Source organism: Sphingomonas arantia (assembly GCF_042682045.1).
In the GTDB taxonomy this organism is placed as follows: Bacteria; Pseudomonadota; Alphaproteobacteria; order Sphingomonadales; family Sphingomonadaceae; genus Sphingomonas_R; species Sphingomonas_R arantia.
Genome location: NZ_JBHUGS010000001.1, coordinates 1,103,041 through 1,129,166, shown reverse-complemented (window position 1 = coordinate 1,129,166; position 26,126 = coordinate 1,103,041). Strand labels below are relative to the sequence as shown.

At 68.5% G+C, this 26,126-nt stretch carries 30 protein-coding genes and 1 tRNA gene; 17 read left to right on the top strand and 14 right to left on the bottom strand.

The genetic code is table 11. The annotated features are described in order from the left end of the window. Positions 1-14 precede the first annotated feature (14 nt). Together murI and hemA are read left to right on the top strand one after the other, a co-directional pair. Positions 15-812 (top strand): glutamate racemase, encoded by a 798-nt coding sequence (gene murI / locus ACFSGX_RS05440; protein WP_380928064.1) that lies wholly within the window; start codon positions 15-17, stop codon positions 810-812. A gap of 117 nt (positions 813-929) precedes the next feature. Beyond that, complete coding sequence (hemA, locus tag ACFSGX_RS05435; protein ID WP_380928063.1) at positions 930-2,144, top strand: 5-aminolevulinate synthase; 1,215 nt, start codon at positions 930-932, stop codon at positions 2,142-2,144. Between the two features lie 257 nt (positions 2,145-2,401). Here the strand turns inward: hemA and ACFSGX_RS05430 are convergent, their stop codons facing one another. The 5 genes from ACFSGX_RS05430 to ACFSGX_RS05410 form a co-directional block, all read right to left on the bottom strand. Further along, on the bottom strand, positions 2,402-2,773 hold the full coding sequence (locus ACFSGX_RS05430) for a tRNA-binding protein (RefSeq protein ID WP_380928061.1): 372 nt from the start codon (positions 2,771-2,773) through the stop codon (positions 2,402-2,404). Positions 2,774-2,804: 31 nt separating this feature from the next. After that, a complete protein-coding gene (locus ACFSGX_RS05425; RefSeq protein ID WP_380928059.1) occupies positions 2,805-4,265 on the bottom strand; it encodes a hypothetical protein in 1,461 nt (486 codons plus the stop codon). Between the two features lie 325 nt (positions 4,266-4,590). After that, on the bottom strand, positions 4,591-5,304 hold the full coding sequence (locus tag ACFSGX_RS05420) for an FkbM family methyltransferase (protein WP_380928057.1): 714 nt from the start codon (positions 5,302-5,304) through the stop codon (positions 4,591-4,593). 190 nt (positions 5,305-5,494) lie between these two features. Then, positions 5,495-6,049, bottom strand: coding sequence for a DUF3429 domain-containing protein (locus ACFSGX_RS05415; protein WP_380928055.1), 555 nt, complete (start codon positions 6,047-6,049; stop codon positions 5,495-5,497). Positions 6,050-6,071: 22 nt separating this feature from the next. Next, positions 6,072-6,515: a hypothetical protein gene (locus tag ACFSGX_RS05410; protein ID WP_380928054.1), complete on the bottom strand. Its 444-nt coding sequence runs from the start codon at positions 6,513-6,515 to the stop codon at positions 6,072-6,074. A 102-nt stretch (positions 6,516-6,617) separates the two neighbouring features. Here ACFSGX_RS05410 and rpiB point away from each other — a divergent pair, with 102 nt between their 5' ends. The 4 genes from rpiB (at position 6,618) to ACFSGX_RS05390 (ending at position 10,278) form a co-directional block, all read left to right on the top strand. After that, positions 6,618-7,088 (top strand): ribose 5-phosphate isomerase B, encoded by a 471-nt coding sequence (gene rpiB, locus ACFSGX_RS05405; RefSeq protein WP_380928052.1) that lies wholly within the window; start codon positions 6,618-6,620, stop codon positions 7,086-7,088. Further along, positions 7,085-8,398 carry a serine hydroxymethyltransferase gene (glyA, locus tag ACFSGX_RS05400; protein WP_380928050.1) on the top strand — a complete coding sequence of 438 codons (1,314 nt, stop codon included), beginning with the start codon at positions 7,085-7,087 and terminating at the stop codon, positions 8,396-8,398. Before rpiB ends, glyA begins: the two co-directional genes overlap by 4 nt. A 128-nt stretch (positions 8,399-8,526) precedes the next feature. After that, the gene (gene nrdR, locus ACFSGX_RS05395) at positions 8,527-8,988 is read left to right on the top strand and encodes a transcriptional regulator NrdR (protein ID WP_157175330.1); all 462 of its coding nucleotides are present in this window, start codon (positions 8,527-8,529) and stop codon (positions 8,986-8,988) included. A 90-nt stretch (positions 8,989-9,078) separates the two neighbouring features. Further along, positions 9,079-10,278: a TrmJ/YjtD family RNA methyltransferase gene (locus ACFSGX_RS05390; protein WP_380928047.1), complete on the top strand. Its 1,200-nt coding sequence runs from the start codon at positions 9,079-9,081 to the stop codon at positions 10,276-10,278. A 116-nt stretch (positions 10,279-10,394) separates the two neighbouring features. Here the strand turns inward: ACFSGX_RS05390 and ACFSGX_RS05385 are convergent, their stop codons facing one another. Next, entirely contained in the window at positions 10,395-10,715 is a 321-nt protein-coding gene (locus ACFSGX_RS05385) for a chorismate mutase (protein ID WP_380928045.1), read from the bottom strand. 205 nt (positions 10,716-10,920) lie between these two features. Between ACFSGX_RS05385 and rpsD the strand changes: the two genes are divergently transcribed. The 5 genes from rpsD (at position 10,921) to ACFSGX_RS05360 (ending at position 14,973) form a co-directional block, all read left to right on the top strand. Continuing rightward, positions 10,921-11,535 carry a 30S ribosomal protein S4 gene (gene rpsD, locus ACFSGX_RS05380; protein WP_157175327.1) on the top strand — a complete coding sequence of 205 codons (615 nt, stop codon included), beginning with the start codon at positions 10,921-10,923 and terminating at the stop codon, positions 11,533-11,535. Positions 11,536-11,978: 443 nt separating this feature from the next. After that, positions 11,979-12,791, top strand: a complete 813-nt coding sequence (locus ACFSGX_RS05375) for a TonB family protein (protein WP_380928043.1) — start codon at positions 11,979-11,981, stop codon at positions 12,789-12,791. Positions 12,792-12,886: 95 nt separating this feature from the next. Then, positions 12,887-13,873 (top strand): agmatine deiminase family protein, encoded by a 987-nt coding sequence (locus ACFSGX_RS05370; protein ID WP_380928041.1) that lies wholly within the window; start codon positions 12,887-12,889, stop codon positions 13,871-13,873. A gap of 32 nt (positions 13,874-13,905) precedes the next feature. Next, positions 13,906-14,754 carry an N-carbamoylputrescine amidase gene (aguB, locus tag ACFSGX_RS05365; RefSeq protein WP_380928039.1) on the top strand — a complete coding sequence of 283 codons (849 nt, stop codon included), beginning with the start codon at positions 13,906-13,908 and terminating at the stop codon, positions 14,752-14,754. A 57-nt stretch (positions 14,755-14,811) separates the two neighbouring features. Further along, complete coding sequence (locus ACFSGX_RS05360) at positions 14,812-14,973, top strand: hypothetical protein (RefSeq protein ID WP_380928037.1); 162 nt, start codon at positions 14,812-14,814, stop codon at positions 14,971-14,973. 270 nt (positions 14,974-15,243) lie between these two features. On the opposite strand, the gene ACFSGX_RS05355 is transcribed toward ACFSGX_RS05360, so the two are convergent. Together ACFSGX_RS05355 and ACFSGX_RS05350 are read right to left on the bottom strand one after the other, a co-directional pair. Continuing rightward, entirely contained in the window at positions 15,244-15,393 is a 150-nt protein-coding gene (locus ACFSGX_RS05355) for a hypothetical protein (protein WP_157175323.1), read from the bottom strand. After that, positions 15,390-16,121, bottom strand: coding sequence for a uracil-DNA glycosylase family protein (locus ACFSGX_RS05350; protein ID WP_380928035.1), 732 nt, complete (start codon positions 16,119-16,121; stop codon positions 15,390-15,392). The genes ACFSGX_RS05355 and ACFSGX_RS05350 overlap by 4 nt, the downstream gene beginning before the upstream one ends. 101 nt (positions 16,122-16,222) lie before the next feature. Here ACFSGX_RS05350 and folK point away from each other — a divergent pair, with 101 nt between their 5' ends. The 4 genes from folK (at position 16,223) to ACFSGX_RS05330 (ending at position 18,402) form a co-directional block, all read left to right on the top strand. Continuing rightward, positions 16,223-16,723: a 2-amino-4-hydroxy-6-hydroxymethyldihydropteridine diphosphokinase gene (gene folK, locus ACFSGX_RS05345; protein ID WP_380928033.1), complete on the top strand. Its 501-nt coding sequence runs from the start codon at positions 16,223-16,225 to the stop codon at positions 16,721-16,723. 37 nt (positions 16,724-16,760) lie between these two features. Further along, positions 16,761-16,836 (top strand) — tRNA-Lys (locus tag ACFSGX_RS05340). 28 nt (positions 16,837-16,864) lie between these two features. Then, positions 16,865-17,626 (top strand): NUDIX hydrolase, encoded by a 762-nt coding sequence (locus ACFSGX_RS05335; RefSeq protein WP_380928031.1) that lies wholly within the window; start codon positions 16,865-16,867, stop codon positions 17,624-17,626. 38 nt (positions 17,627-17,664) lie between these two features. Further along, positions 17,665-18,402 carry an extensin-like domain-containing protein gene (locus tag ACFSGX_RS05330; protein ID WP_380928029.1) on the top strand — a complete coding sequence of 246 codons (738 nt, stop codon included), beginning with the start codon at positions 17,665-17,667 and terminating at the stop codon, positions 18,400-18,402. Positions 18,403-18,496: 94 nt separating this feature from the next. Here ACFSGX_RS05330 and ACFSGX_RS05325 read toward each other — a convergent pair whose 3' ends face one another. Next, positions 18,497-19,045 carry a hypothetical protein gene (locus tag ACFSGX_RS05325; RefSeq protein ID WP_380928027.1) on the bottom strand — a complete coding sequence of 183 codons (549 nt, stop codon included), beginning with the start codon at positions 19,043-19,045 and terminating at the stop codon, positions 18,497-18,499. Positions 19,046-19,537: 492 nt separating this feature from the next. After that, positions 19,538-19,846: a hypothetical protein gene (locus ACFSGX_RS05320; protein WP_380928025.1), complete on the bottom strand. Its 309-nt coding sequence runs from the start codon at positions 19,844-19,846 to the stop codon at positions 19,538-19,540. A gap of 114 nt (positions 19,847-19,960) precedes the next feature. Here ACFSGX_RS05320 and ACFSGX_RS05315 point away from each other — a divergent pair, with 114 nt between their 5' ends. Next, entirely contained in the window at positions 19,961-21,094 is a 1,134-nt protein-coding gene (locus ACFSGX_RS05315; protein WP_380928023.1) for a sensor histidine kinase, read from the top strand. A gap of 141 nt (positions 21,095-21,235) precedes the next feature. On the opposite strand, the gene ACFSGX_RS05310 is transcribed toward ACFSGX_RS05315, so the two are convergent. Genes ACFSGX_RS05310 through ACFSGX_RS05300 form a run of 3 tightly spaced genes read right to left on the bottom strand, consistent with a single transcriptional unit; the run spans position 21,236 to position 23,753 of the window. After that, positions 21,236-22,102, bottom strand: a complete 867-nt coding sequence (locus ACFSGX_RS05310; protein WP_380928021.1) for a type II secretion system minor pseudopilin — start codon at positions 22,100-22,102, stop codon at positions 21,236-21,238. Then, positions 22,099-22,710, bottom strand: coding sequence for a type II secretion system protein GspJ (locus ACFSGX_RS05305; RefSeq protein WP_380928249.1), 612 nt, complete (start codon positions 22,708-22,710; stop codon positions 22,099-22,101). The genes ACFSGX_RS05310 and ACFSGX_RS05305 overlap by 4 nt, the downstream gene beginning before the upstream one ends. Positions 22,711-22,715: 5 nt before the next feature. Beyond that, a complete protein-coding gene (locus tag ACFSGX_RS05300; protein ID WP_380928020.1) occupies positions 22,716-23,753 on the bottom strand; it encodes a type 1 periplasmic-binding domain-containing protein in 1,038 nt (345 codons plus the stop codon). Between ACFSGX_RS05300 and gspN the strand changes: the two genes are divergently transcribed. Next, on the top strand, positions 23,711-24,508 hold the full coding sequence (gene gspN, locus ACFSGX_RS05295; protein ID WP_380928018.1) for a type II secretion system protein N: 798 nt from the start codon (positions 23,711-23,713) through the stop codon (positions 24,506-24,508). The two genes, ACFSGX_RS05300 and gspN, sit on opposite strands and share 43 nt — an antisense overlap. 296 nt (positions 24,509-24,804) lie before the next feature. Here the strand turns inward: gspN and ACFSGX_RS05290 are convergent, their stop codons facing one another. Then, positions 24,805-26,034, bottom strand: a complete 1,230-nt coding sequence (locus tag ACFSGX_RS05290; protein ID WP_380928017.1) for a type II secretion system F family protein — start codon at positions 26,032-26,034, stop codon at positions 24,805-24,807. Positions 26,035-26,126: the final 92 nt, after the last annotated feature.

The window sequence follows — 26,126 nt, the reverse complement described above, 5'->3', positions numbered from 1 at the left end:
GCTACGACACCCGCATGACCGACCCAAGGCCGCTCCTGTTCTTCGACTCCGGCGTCGGCGGCCTGTCCGTGCTGGCGCCCACCCGCGCGATCCTGCCGCACGCGCCGATCGTCTACGCGGCGGATAACGCCTTCTTCCCCTATGGCGTGAAATCGGAGGAGGAGATCGCCGGCCGCGTCCCTGTCCTGCTCGGCCGGCTCACCGAACGTTACCGCCCGCGCCTCGTCGTCATTGCCTGCAACACCGCCTCCACCATCGCGCTCGGCCCGGTCCGCGCCGCGCTCGACATCCCCGTTGTCGGCACCGTCCCCGCCATTCGCCCCGCCGCCCTCGCCTCGCAGAGCCGCGTCATCGGCGTGCTCGGCACCGACGCGACCGTGCGGCAACCCTATGTCGACCGGCTCGCCGCCGAACATGCCGCCGACTGCACCGTCCTGCGCCACGGTTCTGCCGCGCTCGTGGCGCTCGCGGAGGCAGACCTGCGCGGCGAGGACACGCCCGACGCCGCCTATGCCGCGGTGCTCGCCGGCCTGCTCGATCAGCCGGGTGGCGACCGCATGGACTCGGTCGTGCTCGCCTGCACCCATTTCCCGCTCGTCGCCGATCGGCTCGTCGCGGTCGCGCCCCGCCCGTTGAGCTTCGTCGACGGCGGCCCCGGCATCGCGCGGCGCGTCGCATGGCTGACGCGCGACCAGTCCTGGCCCACCGCCCCAGTCCCCGGCATCGCGGTTTTCACCGGCCCAATCGATCCGACACCCGCCTTCCTCGAACATCTGGCGGGCTTCGGGCTGGACCGCACCGCACGCCTCTGATCGAGTGCATCGATCGGACCGGGACAAAATGCCATCATGCTGCACTGCGATCACGCTGGAATTCCACGCGCCGCGGTCGTACATGGCGGGTTGGAACTAGGTCCCGGAGTGCCCCGGTTGGATTATCAGCGCGTTTTCAATCAGGCGATCGATCGGCTGCATGCCGAGGGACGCTACCGGGTCTTCATCGACATCCTTCGCAACAAGGGGTCGTTCCCGAACGCCCGCTGTTTCGCTGGCCATAATGGGCCGAAGCCGATCACCGTGTGGTGCTCGAACGACTATCTCGCCATGGGCCAGCACCCCGCCGTCGTCACCGCGATGGAGGATGCGCTCCACGATGTCGGCGCCGGGTCCGGCGGCACGCGCAACATCGGCGGCAATACGCACTATCACATCGAACTCGAAGGCGAGCTTGCCGACCTGCACGGCAAGCAGGCGGCCCTGCTGTTCACCTCGGGTTATGTCTCGAACGACGCGACGCTCTCGACGCTCGCCAAGATCCTGCCCGGCTGCATCATCTTCTCCGACGAACTCAACCACGCCTCGATGATCGCGGGCATCCGCAACTCGGGTTGCGAAAAGCAGGTTTTCCGCCACAACGACCTCGCCCATCTCGAGGAACTGCTCGCCGCCGCCAACCCCGACGCGCCCAAGCTGATCGCGTTCGAGAGCGTCTATTCGATGGACGGCGACGTCGCCCCGATCGAGGCGATCTGCGACCTTTCCGACAAGTATAACGCGCTGACCTATCTCGACGAGGTCCACGCCGTCGGCATGTACGGCGCACGCGGCGGCGGCATTTCGGAACGCGATGCCGTCGCCGACCGCGTCAACATCATCGAAGGCACGCTGGGCAAGGCGTTCGGCGTCATGGGCGGCTACATCGCCACCGACCAGACGATCGTCGACGTCATCCGCAGCTACGCGCCCGGCTTCATCTTCACGACCTCGCTGTCCCCCGTGCTGGTCGCCGGCGCGCTCGCCAGCGTCCGCCACTTGAAGGCATCGGCCGCCGAACGCGACGGGCAACAGGCCGCCGCCACGCGCCTCAAGACGATGTTCGCCGACGCCGGCCTGCCCGTCATGCCGTCCACCACGCACATCGTGCCGCTCATGATCGGCGACCCGGTCAAGGCCAAGCGCATCAGCGACATCCTGCTCGCCGAATACGGCGTCTACGTGCAACCGATCAACTACCCCACCGTGCCCCGCGGCACCGAACGCCTCCGCTTCACCCCCGGCCCCGCCCACGACGAGTCGATGATGCGCGACCTGACCAACGCCCTCCTCGAAATCTGGGACCGCCTCGAACTCCGCTTGGCTGCGTAAAACAAGCCTGAAACGTTCCCCGGCGCAGGCCGGGGCCTAGGAATAACCGCGTCACCAAGGCCCCGTCCCCCGCTGGAGACTATCAACGAACACACGGGCAACAAAAAGCCCCTCTCCTTCAGGAGTTTCAGTACGGTTCAGGTCGGGATTGCCCCGGCAATCCCTAAAACAGGCCGGGGGCCTGTTTTACCTGAACCGCACTGAAACTGGGTTGGGGTGGGGGCTACAGCACAGCAACGGCCCAACCGCTTCTCACATCAAGCCAACCGAGCCCCATCCGGCACCGCCGCATCCGGCCCAGCCAGCACGATCGCCCCCTCCGCATCGGCAAACCCCAGCACCAGTACCTCGGACCGCATCCGCCCGATCTGCCGCGGCGGGAAATTCACCACCGCCATCACCCGCCGCCCAACCAGATCCTCCGGCGCATAACGCTCGGTAATCTGCGCCGCACTCTTCCGCACGCCGACCCCATCGCCGAAATCGATCGTCAGGATGAGCGACGGATTCCGCGCGCCCTCGAACGGCACGCACGTCCGGACCGTCCCCGCCCGAATATCCAGCTTCAGGAACTCGGCAAAGCTCGTCTCCGCCGCCGCCGGCTCGTTCGGATCATGGATCAGATGCACCGCGAGATACCTTGCACGAAAACCAGCACCCTCATCCCGCCATCGCCGCGGCCGCGACACCCGCCTGCACCATCGCCAGCGTCTGCCCCTCGGTCATGATCTGCGCGGCCCCCGCCTGATTGCCCGGCTGCGCGCGGTAATCCTCCTCCCAGGTCGATCGCCCTGTCAGGAAATTACGCTCCGGCCCGGCCCAGTCCGCGGTCAGCCGCCCTTCGACGTCCCGTGCGGAGCGCAGGATATGCCGCGCCGTGTCGGCAAACGCCGCCCGGGTCGCCGGCGCCACGCCCGGCAACGACAGCACCTCCTTCGCAAACGGATATCCGGTAAAGGCCTCGCTCCACGGATCCCGCGTGTTGGCGATCAGCCGTCGACCGCCCACGTCGCGCCCATATGCGTTGGGCCGGGGCAGCGTGTTGGCGATATGCACTGCCTCCGTGCGGTACGCACGACGATCGGCCGCCGCGGTTCCCGGCAACCCGGCCAGCCGCTCGGCCAGCAGCGCCATCGCCATCGCACTGCTCAGATACGTACTGTCGAGACCCCGGATCGGCTTGCCCCAGAACGCGGCGACGGGTTTCAGATACGCCGCCTGCCGGTCCCCTGCCGTGCCGCCCGATCGGGCAAGGCACAATTCGGTCTCATACAATCCCTCCGCCTTCGCGGCAGGATCGTCGGACGGTGGCGTGCGCAGTTTTTCGTAAATCCAGCGATAGCTCGCCTGCGCGCATTCGCGGTACGCCGGGATGCCCAGCGCCCGGTAGACATACAGTTCGGTCAGCGCGAGGACCGCCTCCACGCTGCTCGATAATCGTCCGTAGTATTTGAAGTCCGGGCTCTCATCCTCGACATACAGGATGCCGTAACGGTTGGTCGCGATCGGGCGGCCCGTCGGCGTGCGTCCGAACGTGATCGTCGGGTTGCCGGCATCGCGATCGAGGAACCGCGCACGGGTCGCGGCGGTCGCCTCCGCCAGCCAGGCGAGCGCCCGGGTGTCGCCGGTCATCATATGGGCATGCATCAGGTACCAGCATTGCCAGGCGGCATCGTCGCTCAGGTTGATCGTCAGTCCGCGTCCGTCGCCCGCCAGCACGCGCGGCGTGAACGCCGGAACACCGGCCGTGATGTAGCGCCATTGCTCCGCGACCCGTCGGCGCGATCCGCCCGCCGGGTCGAGATCGGCATCGTTGAACAACGCGTTTTCCAAACACGCCATCTGCCAGAAACTCGGGACCCCGCGCGGGTCGCGCATCCCGGTCCGGTCGTGCGGATCGCCGCCATTGGTCGGCCGGATCGTGCCACGTTGCGGATCCCACCACCGTTCCAGCACACCGTCCCGCGCCGCGGCATAATCCCGACGCAGGCCATCGACCGCCGCGTTCCCCGCAACCCGGCCGGCACGCGGAACCGCCTCCCGCGACGGCCAGAACGCGGTCGCGGCGACCACAGCACCACCACCCACCAGCAGTTCGCGACGTCCGATCATCGTTTTCATCGCGCCACCCTAGCGAACCCGCCGAGTGCCGGAAACCTGATCTGCGCACCGATCGTCCGGACACAAAAAGCGCGTCCCACGCGCCCGCCGGATCAGCGGCGGTCGAGGCCGCCCTCGCGCGGATGCCCCGCTCACAAACCTCGGTGAAACTGGGCTAACTCCGGGGGCCGTTCGGGTTATGCACCGGGTCCACGACGCGCGCTTTCCCTGGGGTCTCCGCCACCGACATGCCGTCGCGCCATCGTCGCCGACCATGGCTTACGCCGCCGCGTCGCCCCCCGAGCGATCCCGTCGACCGGGCCGCCGTGGCACCACCCGGATCGCGCTACATCCGCGCCCGGAGCTCTGCGATTTCGGCGTGAACATTGGCCAGCATGTAGCGATCGACCGGCACGGACAATGCTGGCAGTAGCTCGCGATGCTCGTTGGCGACGTAGTAACGGTTCGGAAGGTCTGCGCAGCCCAGCTGATATCCAGCACTGATGATGATGCCTTCCCATTCGTGATGGGTCAGCAGGTCATGACGGTTTGGCTCCGTCGCCTCGATCGCCAACACCCAGGGGCGAAAGCGCCTGAAGTCCATCCCGCGCAATGCCGACGCCTCATGCCCTTCGACATCGATCTTCAGGAAGTGGACGTCGCGTGGCGTATGCTTCTCGAAAATCTCGGTCAAAGTGACTGCCGGAACGGTGTACGACTCCATCGATATGCCGGCGCGCGAATGCGTTTCGGCCACCCGATCCTCCAACGTGCCCAACTGTCCTGCGACCTGATGAAAAGTCACTTCGCCCGGCTGATCGGTGACGGCGGCATGCAGGTTCACGTCACGCGGTCGATCCGAAATAAACGCCCCGAACAGTTCGCGTGATGCTTCGATGTTCACGCCCCGCCAACCATGGTCGTAGAAATGTTTCGTTACACTATCCGTCGTCGGATGATACGCGCCGACATCGACGTAGAATCCTTCGCTGTAATGCACATGGTGTAAGGCCCGGTGGAGCATAACGTCTTCGGCAGCTTGCGCGTAACTGATGATCATCGAAATTTGTGCCCCCAACGGATATCCCGACTGACACGATCACTCTTGGTGAACGCCCGTCAGGCCGACTGGCGACGCTTCTTGCGCAGGCATTTATGTCTGACAAGGACTTTTATGTTACATTACCCCCGATCAATGAAATATTCGCAGAAGCTGAAACTGCCTGAAAGCGTCACCGGCGAAACAGTCCTTATCCCGCCAGCACCCCGGTCAGGATGGTCAGCCCGCCCAGTCCAATCGACAGCACCAGCCGCAGCCTGCCCCACCAGCGACCGATCATCCCCTCGCGCACCAGCACGCGGTCGACCAGCCAGCTCGACAGGATCGCCGCGCCCAGCACGACCAGCAACGCACGCATCGGGCTCGCCCCCGCTAACCCCTGGACGCAGAACCCGATCAGCGACGCGCCGATGCCGAGCAGCAGCAGGATCGACCGCCACCGCCCCTCCGCACGGGTCAGCGCGATGCCCCACCAGCTGCCGCCCAGGAACGACAGGATCAGCGCCCCGTACACAAGCGCCATCGCCGGGGCGTTCAGCCAGTCCAACCCCAGCACGGTCGCCAACACAGCCGCCATCTGCGGTAGCAATCCCGCGACGCCCAGCGCCACCGCCAGCCGGACCGGCTCCGCGCCGCCAACCCGCCAGCCGTCGGCATCCTCCTCCCCGACCATATACACGGTCGGGAGTGCAGCCATGTCGGTATCGTCGTCGCTCGTCATGCCGCCTGTCATGCTCTCCGTCATGCTTCCCCTGTGGACACGCGGTTCAGTCCCGGCAATAGCCTTCGACACCGGCCTGCACGATCAGGCAATCGCGCTTGTTGGCAAGCCATTTGAACCCGGTTTCCGCCCCTGTGCCGGGCCGCGCAACCAACGCCTGACCGCGTCGCACGAAACGCAGCGTCCCGCCTTCCTGTCTCGCGTCGAACATCGTCTTTTCGTCCAACGTGTCCTGATTGCGGACCCGGAACCCGCCACTCGCCACCGGCTCGACCTCGAACGACAGCCCCTCCGGCCCGGTCCACGTCCCGACAAACGACACCGCAGTCTCGGTCACTGGTGCGGCCGCGACCGCATTCGTCGCCGCGGTCTCCGCCACCGTCTCGTTCGCGACGACCGGCGTATTGCCGTTCCCACCACCCCCGCACGCCGCCAGCAACAGCACAGCCATCACCGCACCGCTCGCCTTCATCCCGCCGGTTCCGGTCATTCGGTCCACCCTCCCTATGGTCACTGGCCATATCGGCCCTGCGCTTCTACTAAGCGCGCAAACCCTATCCTGTCTCCCGACTCGTTCCCGAAACGGATTTCGATGTTGCATACAAGTTCCCGGCGGATCGCCATCGCATCGGACCATGCCGGCTTCGACATGAAGGCGGCACTGGCGATCGACCTGCGCGATGCCGGTCACGACGTCGTCGATCTTGGCCCGTACGACGCCGCCCGCGTCGACTATCCCGATTATGGCTACGAACTCGCCGCCGCCATCGCGGACGATCGCGCCGACTTCGGCGTCGCGATCTGCGGCTCCGGCATCGGCATCTCGATCGCGGTCAACCGTCATCCGGACATGCGCTGCGCGCTCGTCTCCGACGCGCTCTCCGCCCGGCTGTCGCGGCAGCATAACGACGCCAACGTCATCGCGCTCGGCGCGCGGCTGATCGGCATCGACACCGCGCGCGACTGCGTCACCGTCTTCCTCGACACCCCGTTCGACGGCGGCCGCCACAGCGACCGTATCGCCAAACTCTCCACGCCCCACCGCGCGAAGGACCCCGTATGAGCACCCAGCCCCTTCCCGTCGACGACATCCGTCCCGAAGGCTTCTTCACCCGCGGCCTGGCCGAAAGCGATCCGGCCGTGTTCGCCGGAATCACGCAGGAACTCACCCGCGAACGCAAGCAGATCGAGCTGATCGCGTCCGAAAACATCGTGTCCGCCGCGGTGATGCAGGCGCAGGGCTCGGTCTTCACCAACAAATATGCGGAAGGGTATCCCGGCAAGCGCTACTATCAGGGCTGCGCACCGTCCGACATCGTCGAACAGCTCGCGATCGACCGTGCCAAGCAGCTGTTCGGCTGCGGCTTCGTCAACGTCCAGCCGCATTCGGGCGCGCAGGCGAACGGCGCCGTCATGCTTGCGCTGGTCAAGCCCGGCGAAACGATCCTTGGCATGTCGCTCGACGCCGGCGGCCACCTCACCCACGGCGCACGCGCCGCGATGTCGGGCAAGTGGTTCAACGCGATCCAGTACGGCGTCCGTCAGGACACGCAGCTGATCGACTATGACCAGGTCGAGGCGCTTGCCCACGAACACAAGCCGCGGCTCATCATCGCCGGCGGCTCCGCCTATCCGCGGATCATCGATTTCGCACGCTTCCGCGCCATCGCGGATCAGGTCGGCGCGATCTTCCTTGTCGACATGGCGCACTTCGCCGGGCTGGTCGCGGCCGGCGTCCACCCAACGCCGTTCGGCCACGCACATGTCGTCACCACCACCACGCACAAGACGCTGCGCGGCCCGCGCGGCGGCATGGTGATGACTGATGACGAGGCGATCGCCAAGAAGATCAACAGCGCGGTGTTCCCCGGCCTCCAGGGCGGCCCACTGATGCACGTCATCGCCGCAAAGGCCGTGGCGTTCGGTGAGGCGCTGACCCCCGAATTCCGCGCCTACAGCCGCGCCGTCGTCGAAAACGCCAAGGTACTTGCCGCCCGCCTGAAGGAACGCGGCGCCGATCTGGTCGCCGGCGGCACCGACACGCATCTCGCGCTCGTTGACCTGCGCCCACTCGGCGTCACCGGCCGCGACGCGGACGAGGCGCTCGAGCGTGCGGGCATCACCTGCAACAAGAACGGCATTCCGTTCGATCCGCTCCCCCCGGTCAAGACGTCCGGCATCCGCGTCGGCACCCCTGCCGGCACCACCCGCGGCTTCGGCCCCGCCGAATTCCGCGAGATCGCCGACATGATCGCCGACGTCCTCGACGCGTTGTCCAAGCACGGCGAACATGGCGACCCCACCGTCGAAGCCGACGTGAAGCGCCGCGTCGAAGCACTCTGCGACCGCTTCCCGATCTACCCGGAGCTCTGATCGGCCGGCTCGAACCGGACCGCCGCCCCCAAACCCCGCTCGGTTCGAGCCTGTCGAGAACCCTGCGCCGAGTTCTCGACAGGCTCGAACCAAACGGGGTTTTGGCCCGAACCGAACGGAGTCCGGGAATGCGCTGCCCCTTCTGTGCCCATGACGACACCCAGGTAAAGGACAGCCGCCCCACCGAGGACGGCGCCTCGATCCGCCGCCGCCGCCAGTGCGAAGGGTGCGGCGCACGCTTCACCACCTTCGAACGCGTCCAGCTCCGCGACCTCGTCGTCATCAAGAAGGACGGCGACCGCCAGCCCTTCGACCGTTCCAAGCTCGAACGCTCCGTCGCGATCGCCTGCCGCAAGCGCCCGATCGACCCCGCCCGCCTCGAACGCATGGTCTCCGGCATCCAGCGCCAGTTAGAGACCTCCGGCGAAAACGAGGTCAAGGCCACCCGCATCGGCGAAATGCTCATGGACGGCCTCCGCGCGCTCGACACCGTCGCCTACATCCGCTTCGCCAGCGTCTACAAGGACTTCACCGAAGCCCAGGACTTCCGCGACTTCGTCGGCAGTGTTGCGGAGGCGGTGGAGGAGTAGGGCCAAACCCACCAGCCGATCGGCACGCAACGCCCACCCCCGTTCGGTTCGAGCTTGTCGAGAACCCGCCCGCGTCGCAAAGACCGACGCATGACATTCTGGACCTACATCCTCCGCTGCGCCGACGGGACCTACTATACCGGCCACACGGACGACCTCGAACGCCGCATCGCGCAGCACGACGCCGGCACCTTCCCCGGCTACACACACGACCGCCGCCCGGTCACACTGATGTGGTCCGAATATTTCCCGACCCGGATCGAGGCGCTGGAACGCGAAAGCCAGATCAAGGACTGGTCACGCAAGAAGAAGGAAGCCCTGTTCCAGGGAAACTGGGCGGCGGTAGCGAATGCCGCAAAGTCAGCGACGCCACAGCGCCCTGAAGAAGCCGAGACCACACCCCCCTCCGTTCGGTTCGAGCCTGTCGAGAACCCTTCTTCCCTTTCCAAGCCCCCTCAGCCCTACCCCTCCCCCGTTCAGCTCGAGCCTGTCGAGAACGAAGCGCAGAGTTCTCGACAGGCTCGAACCAAACGGGATGGGTTTGAATCTTCGGCGCGAGACGAAAACACCGCCCCACCCCCCGTCATCATCCTAGTCCGCCCGCAACTCGGCGAAAACATCGGCAAGGCCGCGCGCGCCATGCTGAACTTCGGGCTCACCGAACTGCGCCTCGTCGAACCGCGCGACGGTTGGCCCAACCCCGCCGCCACCGCCGCCGCATCGGGCGCGGACCGCGTGCTCGCCGACGCCAAAGTCTACGCCACGCTGGCCGAGGCCACCGCCGACTGCGCGCATGTCTACGCGACCACCGTCCGCAAGCGCGGCGTGGCGAAACCCGTCGTCACGCCCGAACAAGCCGCGACCGAGATCCACGCCGCCCCCGGCCGCGCTGCGATCCTGTTCGGCCCCGAACGCTCGGGACTCGAAACCGACGACGTCGCGGTCGCGCGCACGATCATCACCGTGCCGATCAACCCGCAATTCGGCTCGCTCAACCTGGCGCAGGCGGTCATCCTGGTCGCATACGAATGGTCGAAGGGCGTCGCCCTGTCGCAACCCACGCTGGTCGAACCCTATCCGCCCGCGCTGCAGGACGAACTGGACGGCATGATCGGCCATCTCGACCGTATCCTTGTCTCGACCGGCCACTATTTCCCGCCCGAACGCGCCCCCGTCGACCGCCGCCAGCTCCGCGGCATCCTCACCCGCCCCGGCTGGACCGCCGGCGAGGTTCGCACCCTCCGCGGCGTGCTCAGGTCGATCGAGCGGAAGCTGGGTGGGAGCGACTAAAACTGCTTCCGCCGCTTCAAACCCCGCCCCCAACCCGTTTGGTTCGAGCCTGTCGAGAACTCCGCGCTGAGTTCTCGACAGGCTCGAACCAAACGGATCAGGCCCGGGATTAAAGCCTACCGCGCATCAAACCGCGCCAGCTCATACCCGATCGAAGCCTCCACCAACTGCTCCCACAACGCGCCCACAACCTCCGCAGGCGCCCCAACAGCCTCGGCATGCGCCACAGCCTGCGCGATCACCGCCGCCTTACGCGCCTCGTCGCGCACCTGCCCGCGCTCCGGCTTGATCCGCGCCGCCGCGCGCATATAGCCGAACCGCACGCTGAGCATTTCGACCAACACGAGGTCCAGCGCGTCGACGCCGCGCCGCACCTCCGCCATCGTGCTGCACTCTTCGGGCGGAAGGATGGGGGGCGGAAGGATCGGATCGGTCATAGCGCGGACCCTACCCGGCCACCGTACCGAAGGTCCAGTTCCGCCGCCCGCTTGACCCGCACGGCCCTTTCGGCCATAGGCCCGCCTTCGCAATTGGCTCCGCACCCCGGTGAAGCGGCGGCCCTGCCCCTGTCCCTGACAGACCAGCAGCGCGGTTCCGGGACATTCCGACAGCAATGTCACACGCAATTGAAGGATCGACAGCATGTCGAAGCGCCATAGCGCCAAGTACAAGATCGATCGCCGCATGGGCGAGAACATCTGGGGCCGTCCGAAGTCGCCGGTCAACAAGCGCGAATACGGTCCCGGCCAGCACGGCCAGCGCCGCAAGTCCAAGGTGTCGGACTACGGTATCCAGCTGAAGGCCAAGCAGAAGCTCAAGGGCTATTACGGCGAAGTGACGGAGAAGCAGTTCAAGCGCTCCTACACCGACGCCGCCAAGATGAAGGGCGATACGTCGCAGAACCTCATCGGCCTGCTCGAGCGTCGCCTCGACATGGTCGTCTACCGCGCCAAGTTCGCGCCGACGATCTTCGCGGCACGCCAGATCGTCAACCACGGCCACATCCGCGTCAACGGCGTGAAGTGCAACATCGCATCGCGCCGCGTGAACCCGGGCGACGAAATCTCGCTGGGCAGCAAGGCGCAGGAAATGACGCTCGTCATGGAAGCCCAGGGCCTGTCCGAGCGCGACATCCCCGACTACGTCACGCCCGACGGCACGACGAAGGTCACCTACATCCGCGTCCCGACGCTCGATGAAGTGCCCTACCCGGTGAAGATGGAGCCGAACCTGGTCGTCGAGTTCTACAGCCGCTGACGCGACGCCGTAGCGAAGCTACGGCGAGCAAAGCGGCTCGGCCGGCGGCGCCCCAAAGCGCCGACCGACGACGTGGCTCTGCCACGGCGCTCTACCGACCGAACGCCAGACAAGGCGGTCCCAGCAATGGGGCCGCCTTTTCCATGTCCGCCACCCCAACGCCACATGAGCTCCGGAAGCCCACTCCCCTTCAGGCGAGAGGGTTGGGGGTGGGGACAACAGCACCACAAACACCCCGATCCTCGCGAAGCACGACGTCACCAGTCCCCCGTCGCAAGCCGCAAGCCGCAAGCCGCAACCGGAAACCGGGAACCCAGTCACCCAACCCACAAAACGACACCGCCAAGCCCAGGACAGCCCCCACCCACCATCGCGACCAAACCCATGGAACAGCACCAGGATCCGCGTTTCCCATCCCCCCGGAACCGCGTTACCATCCGGTCATGGCGGCCGCGGCACCAGCATCAGGACCAGCACGGCGCCGCGGCCACCCGTGGGCGCTGATCGCAACGCTGCTCCTGCATGCCGCCGTCCTGCTGCTGGTCCTCCAGCACCGCTTTGAGAGCCCAGCCGCCTCGGACTCCACGACCCCGACCATCGTCGAGCTGATCGCCGAACCGCCCCCACCGCCGCCACCACCCCCTGCTCCTCCTTCGCCCCCACCCCCGCCGAAACAGCCGTCGCGCTCATCCCCGCCGTCGTCGGGCGCGCCCCGCCCGGCGAACGCGCCGCCCGCACGCGTCCAGACGGCACCGCTCCCCGAAACCGTCGACCGCACGATCCCGACTCCGATCCCGCCTTTGCTCTCGCTTCCGCCGATAACGCTCGGCACGGCGCTGACCCCGCCGATCGGCATCGTCGGCCCGCCGGTCTCGGGAAACGGACAGGGCGGAACCGGCAGCGGGACCGCCAACGGCGTGGGCGACGGAACCGGCAATGGAAACGGCGACGGGCGCGGCCCGGGCTACCGCCGCGCGATCTGGCTGCGTCGCCCGACCAACTTTGAAATGCGTCCGTTCTGGCCGGCCCAGGCGCGCCTCCTGAAACTCAGCGGCCGGGTCCTGCTCGCCTGCACCGTCCGCCGCTCCGGTCAGCCGGACAGATGCGAGGCGCTGGCCGAAACACCCGCCGGCGCAGGCTTCGGGGCCGCTGCGGTCGCCATGTCGCGGACGTTCCGCGTCCGCCCGGTCACCCGCGGTGCTGCCGTCGTCGACCTGCCCGTCCTGATCCCCGTCACGTTCCAGTTCATCCCGTAGCGCCCGACACCCCCGCGCCTGCAACGACCGCCCTTGCCACGCGCCGCGCCACACGCCATTTCGCGGCCACGAACAATCGCGCCCGAAGGAAGCCCATGCCCGCTCATCGCCAGCCCGCCGAATGGGCCCCGCACGACAGCGTCTGGATCGGCTTTCCCAGCCACGCCGATCTCTGGCTCGACGATCTCGCCCCCGCGCAGGACGAGGTCGTCGCCTTCGCGCAGGCGGTCCACGCCGCGGGCCGGGGCGAGCGGGTCGTGCTGGTCGCCGCGGATGACGCCGCCGCCGACACCGCGCGCGAACTGGCGGGCGACGGCATCGACGTCCATGTCGCGCCGTTCGGCGACATCTGGCTGCGCGACACCGGCCCGATCGTGCTGAGCGACGGCACCAGCCGCTGGGCCGCGCTGTTCGAATTCAACGGCTGGGGCGGCAAGTACGACCTGGCGCATGACGACACGATCGGCGCTGCACTCGCCGATGCGGCCGGCTTCCCCGCGCGCGCCAACGCCTGGGTGCTGGAGGGCGGCGCGATCGACGTCGACGGCACCGGCACCGCGGTCACCACCGAACAATGCCTGCTCAACCCGAACCGCAACCCGGACCTGACCCGCGCGGAGATCACCGAACGGCTATCGGCCGATCTGGGCATCGACCGCATCCTCTGGCTGGGCGACGGTCTGGCCAACGACCACACCGACGGCCATGTCGACAATCTCGCGCGCTTCGTCGGCCCCGGCCGCATCGCGATCCCCGTGCCGGCCGGGCCGGACGATCCCAACGTCGCGGTCTATGCCGATGCCGCCGCCCGCGCGCGCGCCTTCGGGCTGGAGGTCGTCGCCATCCCCTCCCCCGGCGCGGTGCTGCGCGATGAAGAGATCGTGCCGGCGTCCTACATGAACTTCTACATCGGCAACGCCGCGGTGGTCGTGCCGCTCTACGGTGCGCCCAACGACGATGCCGCCATCGCCGCCATCGCCGCACTCTTCCCCGACCGCACCGTCACCGGCTTCCGCGCCGACCATATCCTGACCGGCGGCGGCAGCTTCCACTGCATCTCGCAACAGGTGCCCACCGCCTGACACCATCCGCATCCCCGGATGAAAGGACCATCATGACCGAGATCACCGTCGCCGCGATGCAGCTCGCCTTCAACGACGACATCGCCGAAAACATCGCCAACGTCACCGAACTGGTGCGCGAGGCCGCCGCCAAGGGCGCGCAGGTCGTACTGCCGCCCGAACTGTTTGAGGGCCATTATTTCTGCCGAGTGGAGGACGAAGGCATTTTCGCCCGCGCCATGCCGGTCGATCGCCACCCGGCGGTGCTGGCGATGCAGAAGCTCGCCGACGAGCTGAACATCCACATCCCGACCAGCTTCTTCGAGGCGGACGGCCCGCACCACTATAACTCGCTCGCCATGATCGGCCCCGACGGCGCGGTTCAGGGCGTCTACCGCAAGAGCCACATCCCCGACGGCCCGGGCTACGAGGAGAAATTCTACTTCCGCCCCGGCAACACGGGGTTCCGCGTTTGGAAGGACGCGCCCGTCCCGCTCGGCGTCGGCGTCTGCTGGGATCAATGGTACCCCGAAACCGCGCGCGCGATGATGCTGATGGGGGCCGAGGTGCTGTTCTACCCGACCGCGATCGGCAACGAACCGCACGACCCCTCGCTCGACACGTCTCGGTTGTGGCGGCGTGCAATGGTCGGCCACGCGGTGTCCAACGTCGTGCCCGTCGTCGCCTCCAACCGCATCGGAACGGAGGACGGCCAGACCTTTTACGGCCACAGCTTCATCGCCGACGAACGCGGCGACCTGCTGGCCGAGTTCGGCGCCAGCGAAACCGGCGTCCTGACCGCCACGCTCGACATCGCCCGCGTGAAGCGCCACCGCGCCGCCTTCGGCTTCTTCCGCGATCGCCGCCCCGACCTCTACGGCCGCCTCGTCCAGGACATCTGACCCACCGGACCCTTTTGCGCCCCTTCGGGCGTTGAACCGGCAACAAGGAGAAACCCCATGGCCAAACCCCCCGCCTCCCCGCCCAGCTCGGACATCGACGGCGTCAACATGGACACCCGCGTCGGCATCCCCAACCGCGACGTCTCCAAGGGCACCGCGGAGGAACTGGACAAGAAACAGGACCTGAACGTCGCCCGGCCAAAGGAAGACACGGTCTAAACTAGTTGCCCGCGAATGCCGATTTGGACCTCAAGCGCCCCCCCCCCGTTCGGTTCGAGCCTGTCGAGAACGCCGCGCTGAGTTCTCGACAAGCTCGAACCAAACGGGTTGAGGGTTAAATTGATACATTAAACACCCGCCCATCCCGAGCGAAGTCGAGGGACCCTTCGAGCGCAGTCGAGAAGCCAACAGCACCCCTCGGCTAAGCTTGTGGGAAGCGTGCCTCGACTTCGCTCGGCATGGACGGGTGGGGTAGTAAGTCTTGGAACCCTAACCCCGCCCGCGCCGCACCAACCTCCAGGCCCCCCAGCCCACCAACCCGACCGCCGCGGCCCCCGCCACGATCCACCCCATCGCGCCCAGCGCCGCCATGATGAGGATCAGCATGAAGTCCGCGATGGCGAGCGTCAGGTGGATCACGGCGCAGCGACATCCTCGACCGGCGCAGCCTCACCCGACCGCAGCACCAGCGCCCGCGCCACCACAGCCTCCAGCACCGCCGCCTCGATCGCCACGCCGTCCGTTGCCAGCGGCGCGCAATCGATCAGCTGCACGCCGCTCGGAAACCGGTGCTCCGCCATCGGCGCATAGCGTGCCTTGGGCAGCTTGCCGCCCAGCGCCTTGACCGCCGACCGGTGCGCCTCCTCGCCCAGCGCGATCACCAGGCGCAGTTCCGGCAACGCCGCCAGCGGCCCGGCCAGGAACGGCCGGCACGTCAGCAGCTCCTCCTTTGTCGGCTGGTTGTTCGGCGGCACGCACCGCACCGCGTCGATCGTCACGACGCCGTCGAGCACCAAATCGTCCTCCGGCCCGATCTCCTGCGGCCCCAGCGCCTCATGATCATGCGCCAGCCGGAACGCGAGCAGCGCGCCGTACAGCGTACCCCCGCCCTTCTCGTTATCGAACGTCCGCCCGCTGCGATTGCCGCCCTTCAGCCCCGGCGACAGCCCGACGATCGCCAGCCACGCGTCCGGATCGCCGAACACCGGCACCGGCGCATTGTGCCAGTCGGGATGCGCCAGCCGCTGCTCTTCGCGAAACGCCGCCAGCCGCGGGCACAGCGGGCAGTCACGCGGCGGCTCGACCATATCGGTCGCGACAGCGTCGGTCAGGTCATCGGAAAGGGCGGTCACAGGATCGGTCATCATCCCCCCTGCATAGCCGCCCCGGCCCCGTATCCCAACCCCGCCGCGCGGCCCGCCCTCACACAGGCTGGACGCCACCCGCCAAAGCGTGTCTGACGCAAGCGATGTCCGCGCCCCCGTTCCGCTACGCGATCGCCCTCGGCGGCAACCGGCGCACCCGTTACGGCGGCCCGCGCGACACGCTGATCGCGGCCTGCGCGGCACTTACCGACGCGGGCCTGACGATCGACCGCGTCTCGCCGATCATCCCGACCCCCGCCATGGGCCCCGCCGGCCGCAGCTTCGCCAACGCCGCGATCCTCGTGACAACCCCGCTCCGCCCCGACGCACTGCTCCTCGTCCTGAAGCACATCGAACGCGCGTTCGGCCGCCGCCGCGGGCAACGCTGGGGCCCGCGCCCGCTCGATCTCGACATCCTGCTCTGGTCCGGCGGGGCATGGCCACAACACCACCGCACCGCCGCCCCCGGCCGGCTGCAGGTCCCGCATATCGGCCTGCCCGCGCGCCGCTTCGTGCTCGATCCGCTCGTCCGCATCGCGCCGCGCTGGACGCTCCCCGGCACCCGCCGCACGATCGCGCAACTTCATGCGCGCGCGAAAGGTTGACCAACGCCCGCCCGCGCCATAGATGGCGCGCTCGGTGGGGCCCATAGCTCAGTTGGTAGAGCACGTGACTTTTAATCACTAGGTCGATGGTTCGAATCCATCTGGGCTCACCAATCTCATTCCCCGCCATGAGGTCGCGCCGTGACCGGACCGCCTGACCCGGCCGCTATCCCAGCCGCAACCGTCATCCTGGTCCGCGACGGCACAGGCGACACACCCCCCGACCTCCTCCTGACCGAACGCGCCCGCGGCATGGCGTTCGCCGCCGGCGCGATCGTCTTCCCCGGTGGCCGGGTCGACCCCGCCGACCACCGCGCGGCCGCCAACTACCCCGACCGTGAAGACACCGCCGCCCGCATCGCCGCAATCCGCGAAACGATCGAGGAAGTCGGCATCGCCATCGGCCTGACGCCCACCCCCGACGCCACCACGGTCGCAACCCTCCGCACCGCCCTCGCCACCGGACAGGACTTCGCGACCCTCCTCGCCGACGCCGGGCTCCGGCTGGACCTCGACCAACTCGTCCCGTTCGCCCGCTGGTGCCCGCACGGCCACGAAACGCGCATCTTCGACACGCGCTTCTACCTCGCCCGCGCACCCGCGGACGCGACGCCCATTCCCGACGGCACCGAAACCGCCGCGGCCTATTGGGCACCCGCCGCCACGATCCTGGCCGATGCCGACGCCGGCCGCCGCCACATCATCTTCCCCACCCGCCGCAACCTCGAACGGCTCGCGCTGTTCGCCGATTTCGGCGCCGCCGCCGCCCACGCGCGCAGCATCGCACCCGACCAGATCGTCCCCTGGATCGAGACACGCGACGACGGCGACTGGATCTGCATCCCCACCGATCGCGGCTACCCCGTCACCGCCGAACGGGTCGCCACCGCCCGCCGCGGATGACGACGCAACGCCAGCCCCGCCCCGCGCGTAGTCCACGCATGTCGCTCCGCCCGTTCCTCTCCGCGCTGATCGTGCTCATGCTCATCGCGGCGCTCCTCTTGACCGTCGTCGCGATCGGCCACCGCCGGCCTCAGGACGTACCCTGGACGCGGCTCGACCTCGGCGACACCATCGGCCTGTTCACCGGCCGCAAGCTGTCCGCCCTCAAGTCCGACCCCACCGAATGCCGCGCGCTGCTCGACCGCGCCGGGATCAGCTTCACGCGACTCCCGAACCGAAGCGACGGCCCGACCTGCGGATACACCGACGGCATCCGCGCGCAGACCAGCGGCCCGCTCGGCATCGGCTACCGCCCCGCGATCGGCGCGTCCTGCGCGGTCGTCGCGTCGCTTGCCACCTGGGAATGGCAGGTCGTACAACCCGCCGCGATCCGCCACTTCGGCCGCCGCGTCGCCACGATCGACGATTTCGGCACCTACAACTGCCGGCGCATCGGCGGCGGGCGGAGTGCCGCGGCGACCGCCAACTGGTCCGAACATTCCAGCGCCAACGCGGTCGACATCGCCGGCTTCCGCCTCGCGGACGGCCGCCGCATCACCGTGGCCGGCGACTGGACCGGCACGGGACCGAAGGCGGCTTTCCTGCGCGAGGTCCGCGACGGGGCGTGCAAGCTGTTCGGCACCACGCTGTCACCCGACTACAACGCCGCGCACCGCGATCACCTCCACCTCGACCAGGCCCAACGCGGCACCGCCGGCTGGCGCGCCTGCCGGTAACGGGCGGCCCAATCCCTGAAATCCGTTCGGTTCGAGCCTGTCGAGAACTGCGCTCAGTTTGCCACGGGCTCAAACTCGAAAGGTCAGCCCAAGCTCAGTTCGCCAACCGGTGTTCCACCTTCTCCACCCATTGCGGAAAGAAGCACGGCTCACGATTGGACCAGCCCGGCGCGGTCGCCGCCGCCTCGCTGATCGATTGCAGGAACATCCGGCGCTTCTCGGGATGCAGGTGGGGCAGCGCCGCCGCCGCACAGAACGCGCCCGGCAACCACGGCCGCACCTGCCCGCCGATCAGCCGCTCGTACAGGAACCGGTACGCCCCGAACCCCGACAACCGGTCCTGCCCCAGGTCGAACGCCGTCATCGTCACCAGCGGCGCCAGAAACGGCTCGATCGCGTCTAGCCCGCTATCGTCCGGCACCGTCTCGCGAACATGGTCCAGCCGCGAATAAATACGGATCTGCGCCCGGATGCTGGCCGCCTCCACCACGTCGCGCGACCAGCATTCCATCGCATCGCGGCGGTCGAGCCCGACATCGAGCGACCGCCGGATGTAACGCTGCGTCGCCGCCGGAAAACTGGCGAACTCCTTCATCTCGGCAAGCGACATCGCACCATCAGCTGGCTTGGACATGGCACCCATCGCAATCCTCCGTTCAAAGGTTCGAAGCCCGATGATGCACCCCACCGATTGACGGGACATTAATCAGCATCGACCGCCGATAGGCCATCGAAGCACGGACGCTGCTGCGGCGCAACATGCTGCGCGATATTCGATCATTTCGTCTTGAGCCGGCCGAACCGAGCGGCCGAGGCCACTCCCATTAAATTCACGCAAGTATCGAACAGGGAGGGAGGGGCCGAAGCTCCGAGGTCTTCCAGGCTGCTCCATTCCCAATCCGTCCATGCCCCGACGTCGACGCATGCTCCCCCGAGGGCAGCCGAAGGGCGCTGTCGGCTTCTTCGCCTCGCTTGAAGGATCTTCAACTTTGCTCGGGGACGGACGGCTTGTCCTGTTTCCAATTCAAAACGCCATTTCTCGAGACGCCCTGACAAACTCGCCCCAACAGCAAGAGGCCCGCCCCCCGACATCCGGAAGCAGGCCTCTCGTCACTCAATCGCTCAGCGCAATCGCTTAGCCCGCACGGGCAGCCTCTGCCTCGGCATCATAGCCGCTCGACGGCGCCGGATCCTTGCCCTTGCCCGGCTGCGTGTTGGACGGCGCATCAGACGTCGGAAACGTCTCGTCCAGCGCCACGTCCAGCTTGGCATCCTCATCGGACGGATCCTGGCTCAGCCGGTTGTCGTCGTCGGCATCAAGCCCCTCGCGCACCGACGGCACCAAACCCGCAACGGCCGCCTTGCCTTCCTTGCCACCCGGCGGCGGCGGCGCGACTGCCAAGCCGTCGTCTGCCTTGTCGTCGAACATTTTTTCGTCGGCCATGGTACGTCTCCATTACGTAATGTTGCTGGACCAACGACCGTCCGACCCGGGACGTTCCCTGTCCCGACATACGCCTTGCCCACCGCTGCGTTTCCCGGCTTAACCCACCGCAACATGCCCGCATTTTCCCCCGAGCCCGCGGACGACGCCACCGTCCGCCCACGCGCCGCGATCGGGTCGATCGTCGCCTTCTGGGCGTTCTATTTCGCGGTCGCGACGCTACGCGCGGCGCTGCTCGATTTCGACGACCAGGGCGATCTGCTGCTCCGCCGGCTCGTCGTCACCACGGTCTGCATGGCGATCAGCTACGCGATGTGGCGCGCGCTGCGCCGCGTGACGCGCCACGGCCCGGCCCGCGCGGTCGCAATCGTGGCGCTGCTGTCCGTCCCCGCGGCACTCGCCTACGCCACCGTCAACCAGTGGATCTTCACCCCCACCCGCCCCTCCGCGCCGGCCGCCCGCTCGGTCCAGGTCGGCGGTGACAGCGGCCGCCCGCGCCGCATCGGCACCGTCGCCGCGCATGCCGACGTCGCGGTGAACGGCTATTTCTTCTTCGCCGCCTGGGCCGCGCTCTACCTTGCGCTCGCCTACGCCGCGCAGGGCCGCGTCGCCGAACGCCGCGCCGCGCGGTTCGCGGCCGCCGCGCAATCCGCCGAACTCCGCGCGCTGCGCTATCAGGTCAATCCGCACTTCCTGTTCAACACGCTCAATTCGCTCTCCGCACTCGTCATGACCGGCAAGCCGGACGAGGCCGAACGCATGATCCTCAACCTCTCGACCTTCTTCCGATCGAGCCTGGCCGGCGATCCCGCCACCGACGCGCCGCTGGCCGACGAGATCGCGCTGCAACGCCTCTACCTCGCGATCGAAACGGTCCGCTTCCCCGCGCGCATCCTGCTGATCGAGGATATCGCCGACACCGTCGCCGACGCGCTCGTCCCCGGCCTGATCCTGCAACCGCTGGTCGAAAACGCGGTCAAGCACGGCGTCTCGCAAAGCCGCGGCCTCGTCACCATCGCGATCCGCGCCTGGGCCCAGGACGACATGCTCGCCCTCTCCGTCACCGACGACGCCCCCGCCCGACCCGCGCCCGACCCGCGCCCACCGCAGAACACCGGCATCGGCCTTCGCAACGTCGCCGACCGCCTCGCCGCACGCTTCGGCACCCAGGCCCTCTGCCGCGCCGGCCCCGCGCCGGGCGGCGGCTTCGCGGTCACCATCCTGATGCCGCTGGTGCGGGAGGGATGAGGGGTGCGGCCTGTTCTCAACCAACACCGCTCGCCTACCCCCCAACCCCGTTTGGTTCGAGCCTGTCGAGAACTCAGCGCTGAGTTCTCGACAGGCTCGAACCAAACGGGGTGGTGCAACGGGATCAGTCGGAACCAGCCCTCAAAACACCAAAGCAGGCGCCTGTTCCGGCACCGCCGCCCCGCGCCAGCGCCCGATCGGCACAACCTCCACCCCCTCGGGCGTCCGCCGCCGCTGCAACAGACTGGTCAGCTGCTGCGGCGTATCGCCGATCGTCACCCGCGCCCGCACCCAGAACAGGTCGGACGTGAACCCCGCTCCCGGCGGCACCGACACGCCGGCGCGCTGGAAATCCTCCGCGGTCAGGAATCCCTGCCGCGTCCGCACCGCGACCAGCGTCTGCGCCGCCTCCGCATTATCCAGCAGGATCGCCAGCAGTTCCGGCGACGCCGCGTTCAGGTTGACCGGCGCCTGCCCCGGCAGTGCGGTCGCCAGCCGCGCCAGCCCGGCCAGCGTCGCCGGCTTCAGTCCGAACAGCGCGAGCGGCGCCAGATCGGTGATTGGCCCGCCCTGCCGAATGAGCGCCCCCGCCCGCAACGCCAGCTCCGGCGGCAGCTGCAACGCCCGCGCGATCCGCGCCGCGATCAGGCTTGCACCGATATCGTCGCTGGCAAGCGCGTTGATGTTGAACCGCCCCTGCGCATCGGCGATCGCCAGGTCGAACGTGCCGCCCTGGATCTTCGCGCCGCGCTCTGCCAGCGCCGCCCACGGCTCGCCCGCATGGTCCGCCAGCGGCGCGGTCACCGCGTCGCGGCGCAATGCCACGATCGCACTCGCCTCCGCTCCGCGCACCGCCGCCTGCGCCGCCGCCGCATCGCGCATCCGCTGCGCCCGCGTCAGCGCCGCATCCTCGCCCGACAGCATCAGCGCCACGACACCCGCCGCCAGCGCCACGAACAGCAGCACGGTGATCAGGATCATGCCCTGCTCCTCACGCGGCGGCGTCATGCCGGCACGCTCCCGGGCAAACCCGCCGGCTTCGGCTTCACGATCGGCACCGGCAGCGCCACGATCCGCCGCACCGTCCCCGCCGGACGCCCCTTGCCGGGCGTCAGGGTCAACGTCACGTCGATCGCATCCGGCCAGTCGGTCTGGCGGTCGGGTTCCGCCGGCGGCCAGCTGTCGCGCCACCCCGCCGCCCCGTCGCGATATCGCCAGCGCACCGCCGACACCCCGTCCAGCAACCGCTGCGACCGGATCGCCTCACCCGGCACCACCGGCATCAGCGTCCGGGTCAGCGCACCCGCCGCCAGCGTATAGGACACCGGCGCGCCATAGCCGCCATTGGCCTGCGCATGCCGCCGGAACGCCACGCCCCCGGCCGAGCCCGCGATCCCGCCCTCCGACACCTGTTCCAGGTCGCTCGTCACCACGAACATTGCGCGTTGCAGGTCGCCCAGCCGTTCCAGCCGCCCGTCGGTCTGCGCCTGCACGCCCAGCACATTCTCGACCAGTGCCAGCCCCGCCACCGCGATCAGCCCGAACAGCGCCAGCGACACGATCAGCTCGATCAGCGTGAAGCCCTGCTCCCCCGCCCGCACCTCTAGGCCGCGCACAGGCGTCAAGCAGACGCGCTCGCCGCCGCTACCTGATACCCGTCCGGCCCCGCGACCAAGATCGACAATTCGCGTACGCAACTGCCGTCCGACCGGAACTTCAGCGTGCCGGTGACACCGCGATACGGCTCCATCGCCAGCAACCCCGCCCGGCTGATCCGGTTCTGCGTGCGCAGCCGCTGCACGATCCCCGCCGCGTCATAGGCGAGTGCCGCGATCGTCCCCGGCGTCCCGCCATGCTGCGCCTGAAACGCCGTCGCGAACGTCCCGAACGCCGTCGGGTCCGGCGCCGCGATCCACGCGCCCGCCGTCGCCTGCAACGCCGCCGGCGCATAGTCCACGCCCTGCATCAGGCCGAGCAGCTGCACGCCGCTCCCCGCCAGCCCACGCGCCGCCTCGACGAACACTGCGGCGTTGTCCGGCACCAGCAACGCATCCGGCGCACCGCCCGCCAACCGCCCCAGCTCGAGCCCAAGCCCCGCCAGGTTCGCCGGCCGCGCGACCGGCACCAGCTCATACCCCAACTCGCCCTGCAACCGCGCGCACGCCGCCGCGACCTGCGTATTCCAGCTGCCCTCGCCCGCCAGCAGGCCGATCCGCCGCAACCCGCGCTGCCGCCCGTAGCGCAGGATCGCGGTCGTCAGCTGCGACGCGGTGATGCCCAGGATGAACGCCCCGCTCTCATACAGCGAAATGTCGTTGCTGAACGACAGCACCGGCACCCGCCCCGCCGCCTCGGCCAGCACCGGGCGCACGTCCGCGGCGAACACCGGGCCCAGGATCATCTTCGCGCCGCCTTTGATCGCCGCCCGCGCCGCCAGCGCCGCGCCGGTCCCGGTATCGACCGCCGTCGCCAGCACCGGCTTGCCCCCGAACGGCAACTGCAACGATGCCGCACGCTGCATGCTCAGTCCGAGGTTGGCGGATGCGCCGGTCAGCGGTAGCAGGAACGCCACCGGTTCGCGATTGACGCGCGGCGCGGCAATCAGGGGAACAGACGATGCAACCGACAGCAGCCCCACGGATCGCGCGAGGCGCAGCATCTGCCGCCGATCCAGCGTCACCGGGTCTGGCATCGTCATCCGTCCTCGTCCCCATCGATCGCCACCGCCGCCGCGTCCTGCTGTTCGCAGGGATCGGTGCGGGGGCCTATCTGCTGGCGCTGCTCGCCACCATACCCGCGCGGCTCGTCCTGCCAGAGGACGTGCCGGCGCTGGGCGCTGTATCAGGAACCGTCTGGCACGGCGAGGCCGCACTGGCCGGCGGCGACCGGCTCGAATGGCGGTTCGCTCCGCTCCGCACGCTGTCCAGCCTCGCCTTCGCGGCGGACTTCACCGTCACCGGCGCGCAGACCGATCTCGCCGGCCGCGCCGCGCTCTCCCCGTCGCGCGTGCGGCTCGATTCGGTCGCCGGCCGCGCGGACGGCACGCTCCTCCGCGCCGCCTTCCCCGACCTGCCGTTCACCTGCGAACTGGGGTTGCAGGTCGATGTGCCGCGCTTGACCTTCGGCGACGGCGCCACCGACGTCGCCGGCGAAATCCGCAGCACGCCCGGCACCTGCACGGCGCTTGCCGGCGGCACCCCCGCCCCGATCCCCGCTTTGCTCGCCACCGCCCGCGCCGCCGGCCCGAACAGCACCGCACTGGTCGTCACCCCCGCCACCCAACGCCGCGAAACACTCGCCCGCACCGTCTTCACCCGCGACGGCCGCGTCTCCATCACCGTCCGCCCCCAGGGCGCCGCGCTCTTCCCCTTCGCCAGCCCTCCGGGGGGTTTGTCCCTGGAAACGACGCTGTAGGAGCGCCTGTCCGCTCACAACTTCCCCCCGTCCATCCCGAGCGAAGTCGAGGGCCCCTTCGAGCGTAGCCGAGAAGCCAACAGCACCCCTCGGCTACGCTCGGGGGAAAGCGTGCCTCAACTTCGCTCGGCATAGACGGGGTTGAAAGGTTGGGAAGGCCTCAAAGGGCGCCCGATCAAGTCGCGCCCCACACCCCAACCCCGTTCGGTTCGAGCCTGTCGAGAACCCTGCGCGAAGTTCTCGACAGGCTCGAACCAAACGGATCAGTGAAAAAGTTCATGGGGTCAGCAGAACCCCTACATCCCCACCAAATTGTTCAAATTGATGATCGGCAACAGAATCGCCAACACCATCAACAGCACCAACCCACCCATCATCAGCAAAACCGCCGGCTCCACCAGCGCCACCAGCGTCGACACCGCCTGCTCCAGCTCGCGGTCCAGCTCCCCCGCCGCACGGCCCAGCGCCGGCCCCAGCCGCCCGCTCGACTCCCCCGATGCCACGATCGCGACCAGCATCGACGGGAAGATCGCCGCCTCCGTCATGCCCGTCTGCAAACTCGCCCCCTCGCGCACCCGCGCCGCTACCGCCCGCGCACGCTCCCGCACATGCAGGTTGGGCGTCACCGCGGCGGCCGCGTTCAGCGCCTCGACCAGCGGCACCATGCTCTGCACCAAAGTCGCCAGCGACCCCGCGAACCGCGCCGCATTATGCTTGCGCGAAAAGCCCGCCACCGGCCGCGTCGTCGCCAGGAACCGGTGGAAGCGCAGCCGGTTGCCCTCCTTCTTCACCCACGCCCGCCACGCGACCATCGCCGCGACGATCCCCGCCGCCATCACCAGCCCGTAACTCTGGAACCCAGCGCTGAGCGCAATCAGCGCACGCGTCAGGAACGGCAACTCCGCCCCGCGCGACACGAACACCTTCACGATATCGGGCACCACATAGACCAGCAGCAGCACCATCATCCCGATCGACACGACCGCCAGAAGTGCGGGGTACAGCAACGCCAGCTGCACCTTCTGCTGGTTCCGGTGGCGATGCTCGACGAATTCGGCCAGGTGGTTTAGCACCTCCGGCAACCGCCCGGACTGCTCCCCCGCCGCCACCGACGCGCGGTAGAATTCCGGGAACGCCGCCGGGTGATCGCCCAGCGCCTGAGCAAAACTCCGCCCGTCCAGGATGCCGCCGCGCACGTTCAGCAACAGCCCCGCCATCGCCGGCGTATCGGCCTGCGCCGCCACCAGCCGCAGCGCCTCCTCGATCCGGATATCGCTGCTCACCAGCGTCGAAATCTGCCGCGTCACGGTCGACAGCGCCCGCGCGCCCACCCGCTTGCGGAACAGCTGGGACAGGTCGATCCCGCCCTTCGCATCGCCCACCGGCTTGTCGGTCATCTCGACCGACGTCGGCAACAACTGCCGCTCCCGCAACACCCGCCGCGCCGCACCCGCGTTGGCGGCTTCGAGCACGCCGCGCGAGGCTTTGCCCGCGGTATCGACCGCCTTGTACGAGAAGGCTGGCATCAGCGACGCACCCCGGACCGGTTCTCGACAAGCTCGAACCAAACGGGCCGGGAAGACGAACCCCTACCCCCAACTCCGTTCGGTTCGAGCCT

Bases quoted from the DNA above. Each gene is read 5' to 3' on its own strand.
- ACFSGX_RS05410 (WP_380928054.1), bottom strand. From the start codon at position 6,515: ATGACCGGAACCGGCGGGATGAAGGCGAGCGGTGCGGTGATGGCTGTG.
- ACFSGX_RS05375 (WP_380928043.1), top strand. From the start codon at position 11,979: ATGGCGGCCGCGGCACCAGCATCAGGACCAGCACGGCGCCGCGGCCAC.
- folK (WP_380928033.1), top strand. From the start codon at position 16,223: ATGTCCGCGCCCCCGTTCCGCTACGCGATCGCCCTCGGCGGCAACCGG.
- ACFSGX_RS05315 (WP_380928023.1), top strand. From the start codon at position 19,961: ATGCCCGCATTTTCCCCCGAGCCCGCGGACGACGCCACCGTCCGCCCA.
- ACFSGX_RS05350 (WP_380928035.1), bottom strand. From the start codon at position 16,121: ATGATGACCGATCCTGTGACCGCCCTTTCCGATGACCTGACCGACGCT.
- ACFSGX_RS05385 (WP_380928045.1), bottom strand. From the start codon at position 10,715: ATGACCGATCCGATCCTTCCGCCCCCCATCCTTCCGCCCGAAGAGTGC.
- ACFSGX_RS05370 (WP_380928041.1), top strand. From the start codon at position 12,887: ATGCCCGCTCATCGCCAGCCCGCCGAATGGGCCCCGCACGACAGCGTC.
- ACFSGX_RS05425 (WP_380928059.1), bottom strand. From the start codon at position 4,265: ATGAAAACGATGATCGGACGTCGCGAACTGCTGGTGGGTGGTGGTGCT.
- nrdR (WP_157175330.1), top strand. From the start codon at position 8,527: ATGCGCTGCCCCTTCTGTGCCCATGACGACACCCAGGTAAAGGACAGC.
- ACFSGX_RS05390 (WP_380928047.1), top strand. From the start codon at position 9,079: ATGACATTCTGGACCTACATCCTCCGCTGCGCCGACGGGACCTACTAT.
- aguB (WP_380928039.1), top strand. From the start codon at position 13,906: ATGACCGAGATCACCGTCGCCGCGATGCAGCTCGCCTTCAACGACGAC.
- glyA (WP_380928050.1), top strand. From the start codon at position 7,085: ATGAGCACCCAGCCCCTTCCCGTCGACGACATCCGTCCCGAAGGCTTC.
- ACFSGX_RS05290 (WP_380928017.1), bottom strand. From the start codon at position 26,034: ATGCCAGCCTTCTCGTACAAGGCGGTCGATACCGCGGGCAAAGCCTCG.
- murI (WP_380928064.1), top strand. From the start codon at position 15: ATGACCGACCCAAGGCCGCTCCTGTTCTTCGACTCCGGCGTCGGCGGC.
- ACFSGX_RS05415 (WP_380928055.1), bottom strand. From the start codon at position 6,049: ATGACGGAGAGCATGACAGGCGGCATGACGAGCGACGACGATACCGAC.
- ACFSGX_RS05360 (WP_380928037.1), top strand. From the start codon at position 14,812: ATGGCCAAACCCCCCGCCTCCCCGCCCAGCTCGGACATCGACGGCGTC.
- ACFSGX_RS05320 (WP_380928025.1), bottom strand. From the start codon at position 19,846: ATGGCCGACGAAAAAATGTTCGACGACAAGGCAGACGACGGCTTGGCA.
- ACFSGX_RS05420 (WP_380928057.1), bottom strand. From the start codon at position 5,304: ATGATCATCAGTTACGCGCAAGCTGCCGAAGACGTTATGCTCCACCGG.
- rpiB (WP_380928052.1), top strand. From the start codon at position 6,618: ATGTTGCATACAAGTTCCCGGCGGATCGCCATCGCATCGGACCATGCC.
- gspN (WP_380928018.1), top strand. From the start codon at position 23,711: ATGCAACCGACAGCAGCCCCACGGATCGCGCGAGGCGCAGCATCTGCC.
- ACFSGX_RS05300 (WP_380928020.1), bottom strand. From the start codon at position 23,753: ATGCTGCGCCTCGCGCGATCCGTGGGGCTGCTGTCGGTTGCATCGTCT.
- ACFSGX_RS05330 (WP_380928029.1), top strand. From the start codon at position 17,665: ATGTCGCTCCGCCCGTTCCTCTCCGCGCTGATCGTGCTCATGCTCATC.
- ACFSGX_RS05310 (WP_380928021.1), bottom strand. From the start codon at position 22,102: ATGACGCCGCCGCGTGAGGAGCAGGGCATGATCCTGATCACCGTGCTG.
- rpsD (WP_157175327.1), top strand. From the start codon at position 10,921: ATGTCGAAGCGCCATAGCGCCAAGTACAAGATCGATCGCCGCATGGGC.
- ACFSGX_RS05325 (WP_380928027.1), bottom strand. From the start codon at position 19,045: ATGGGTGCCATGTCCAAGCCAGCTGATGGTGCGATGTCGCTTGCCGAG.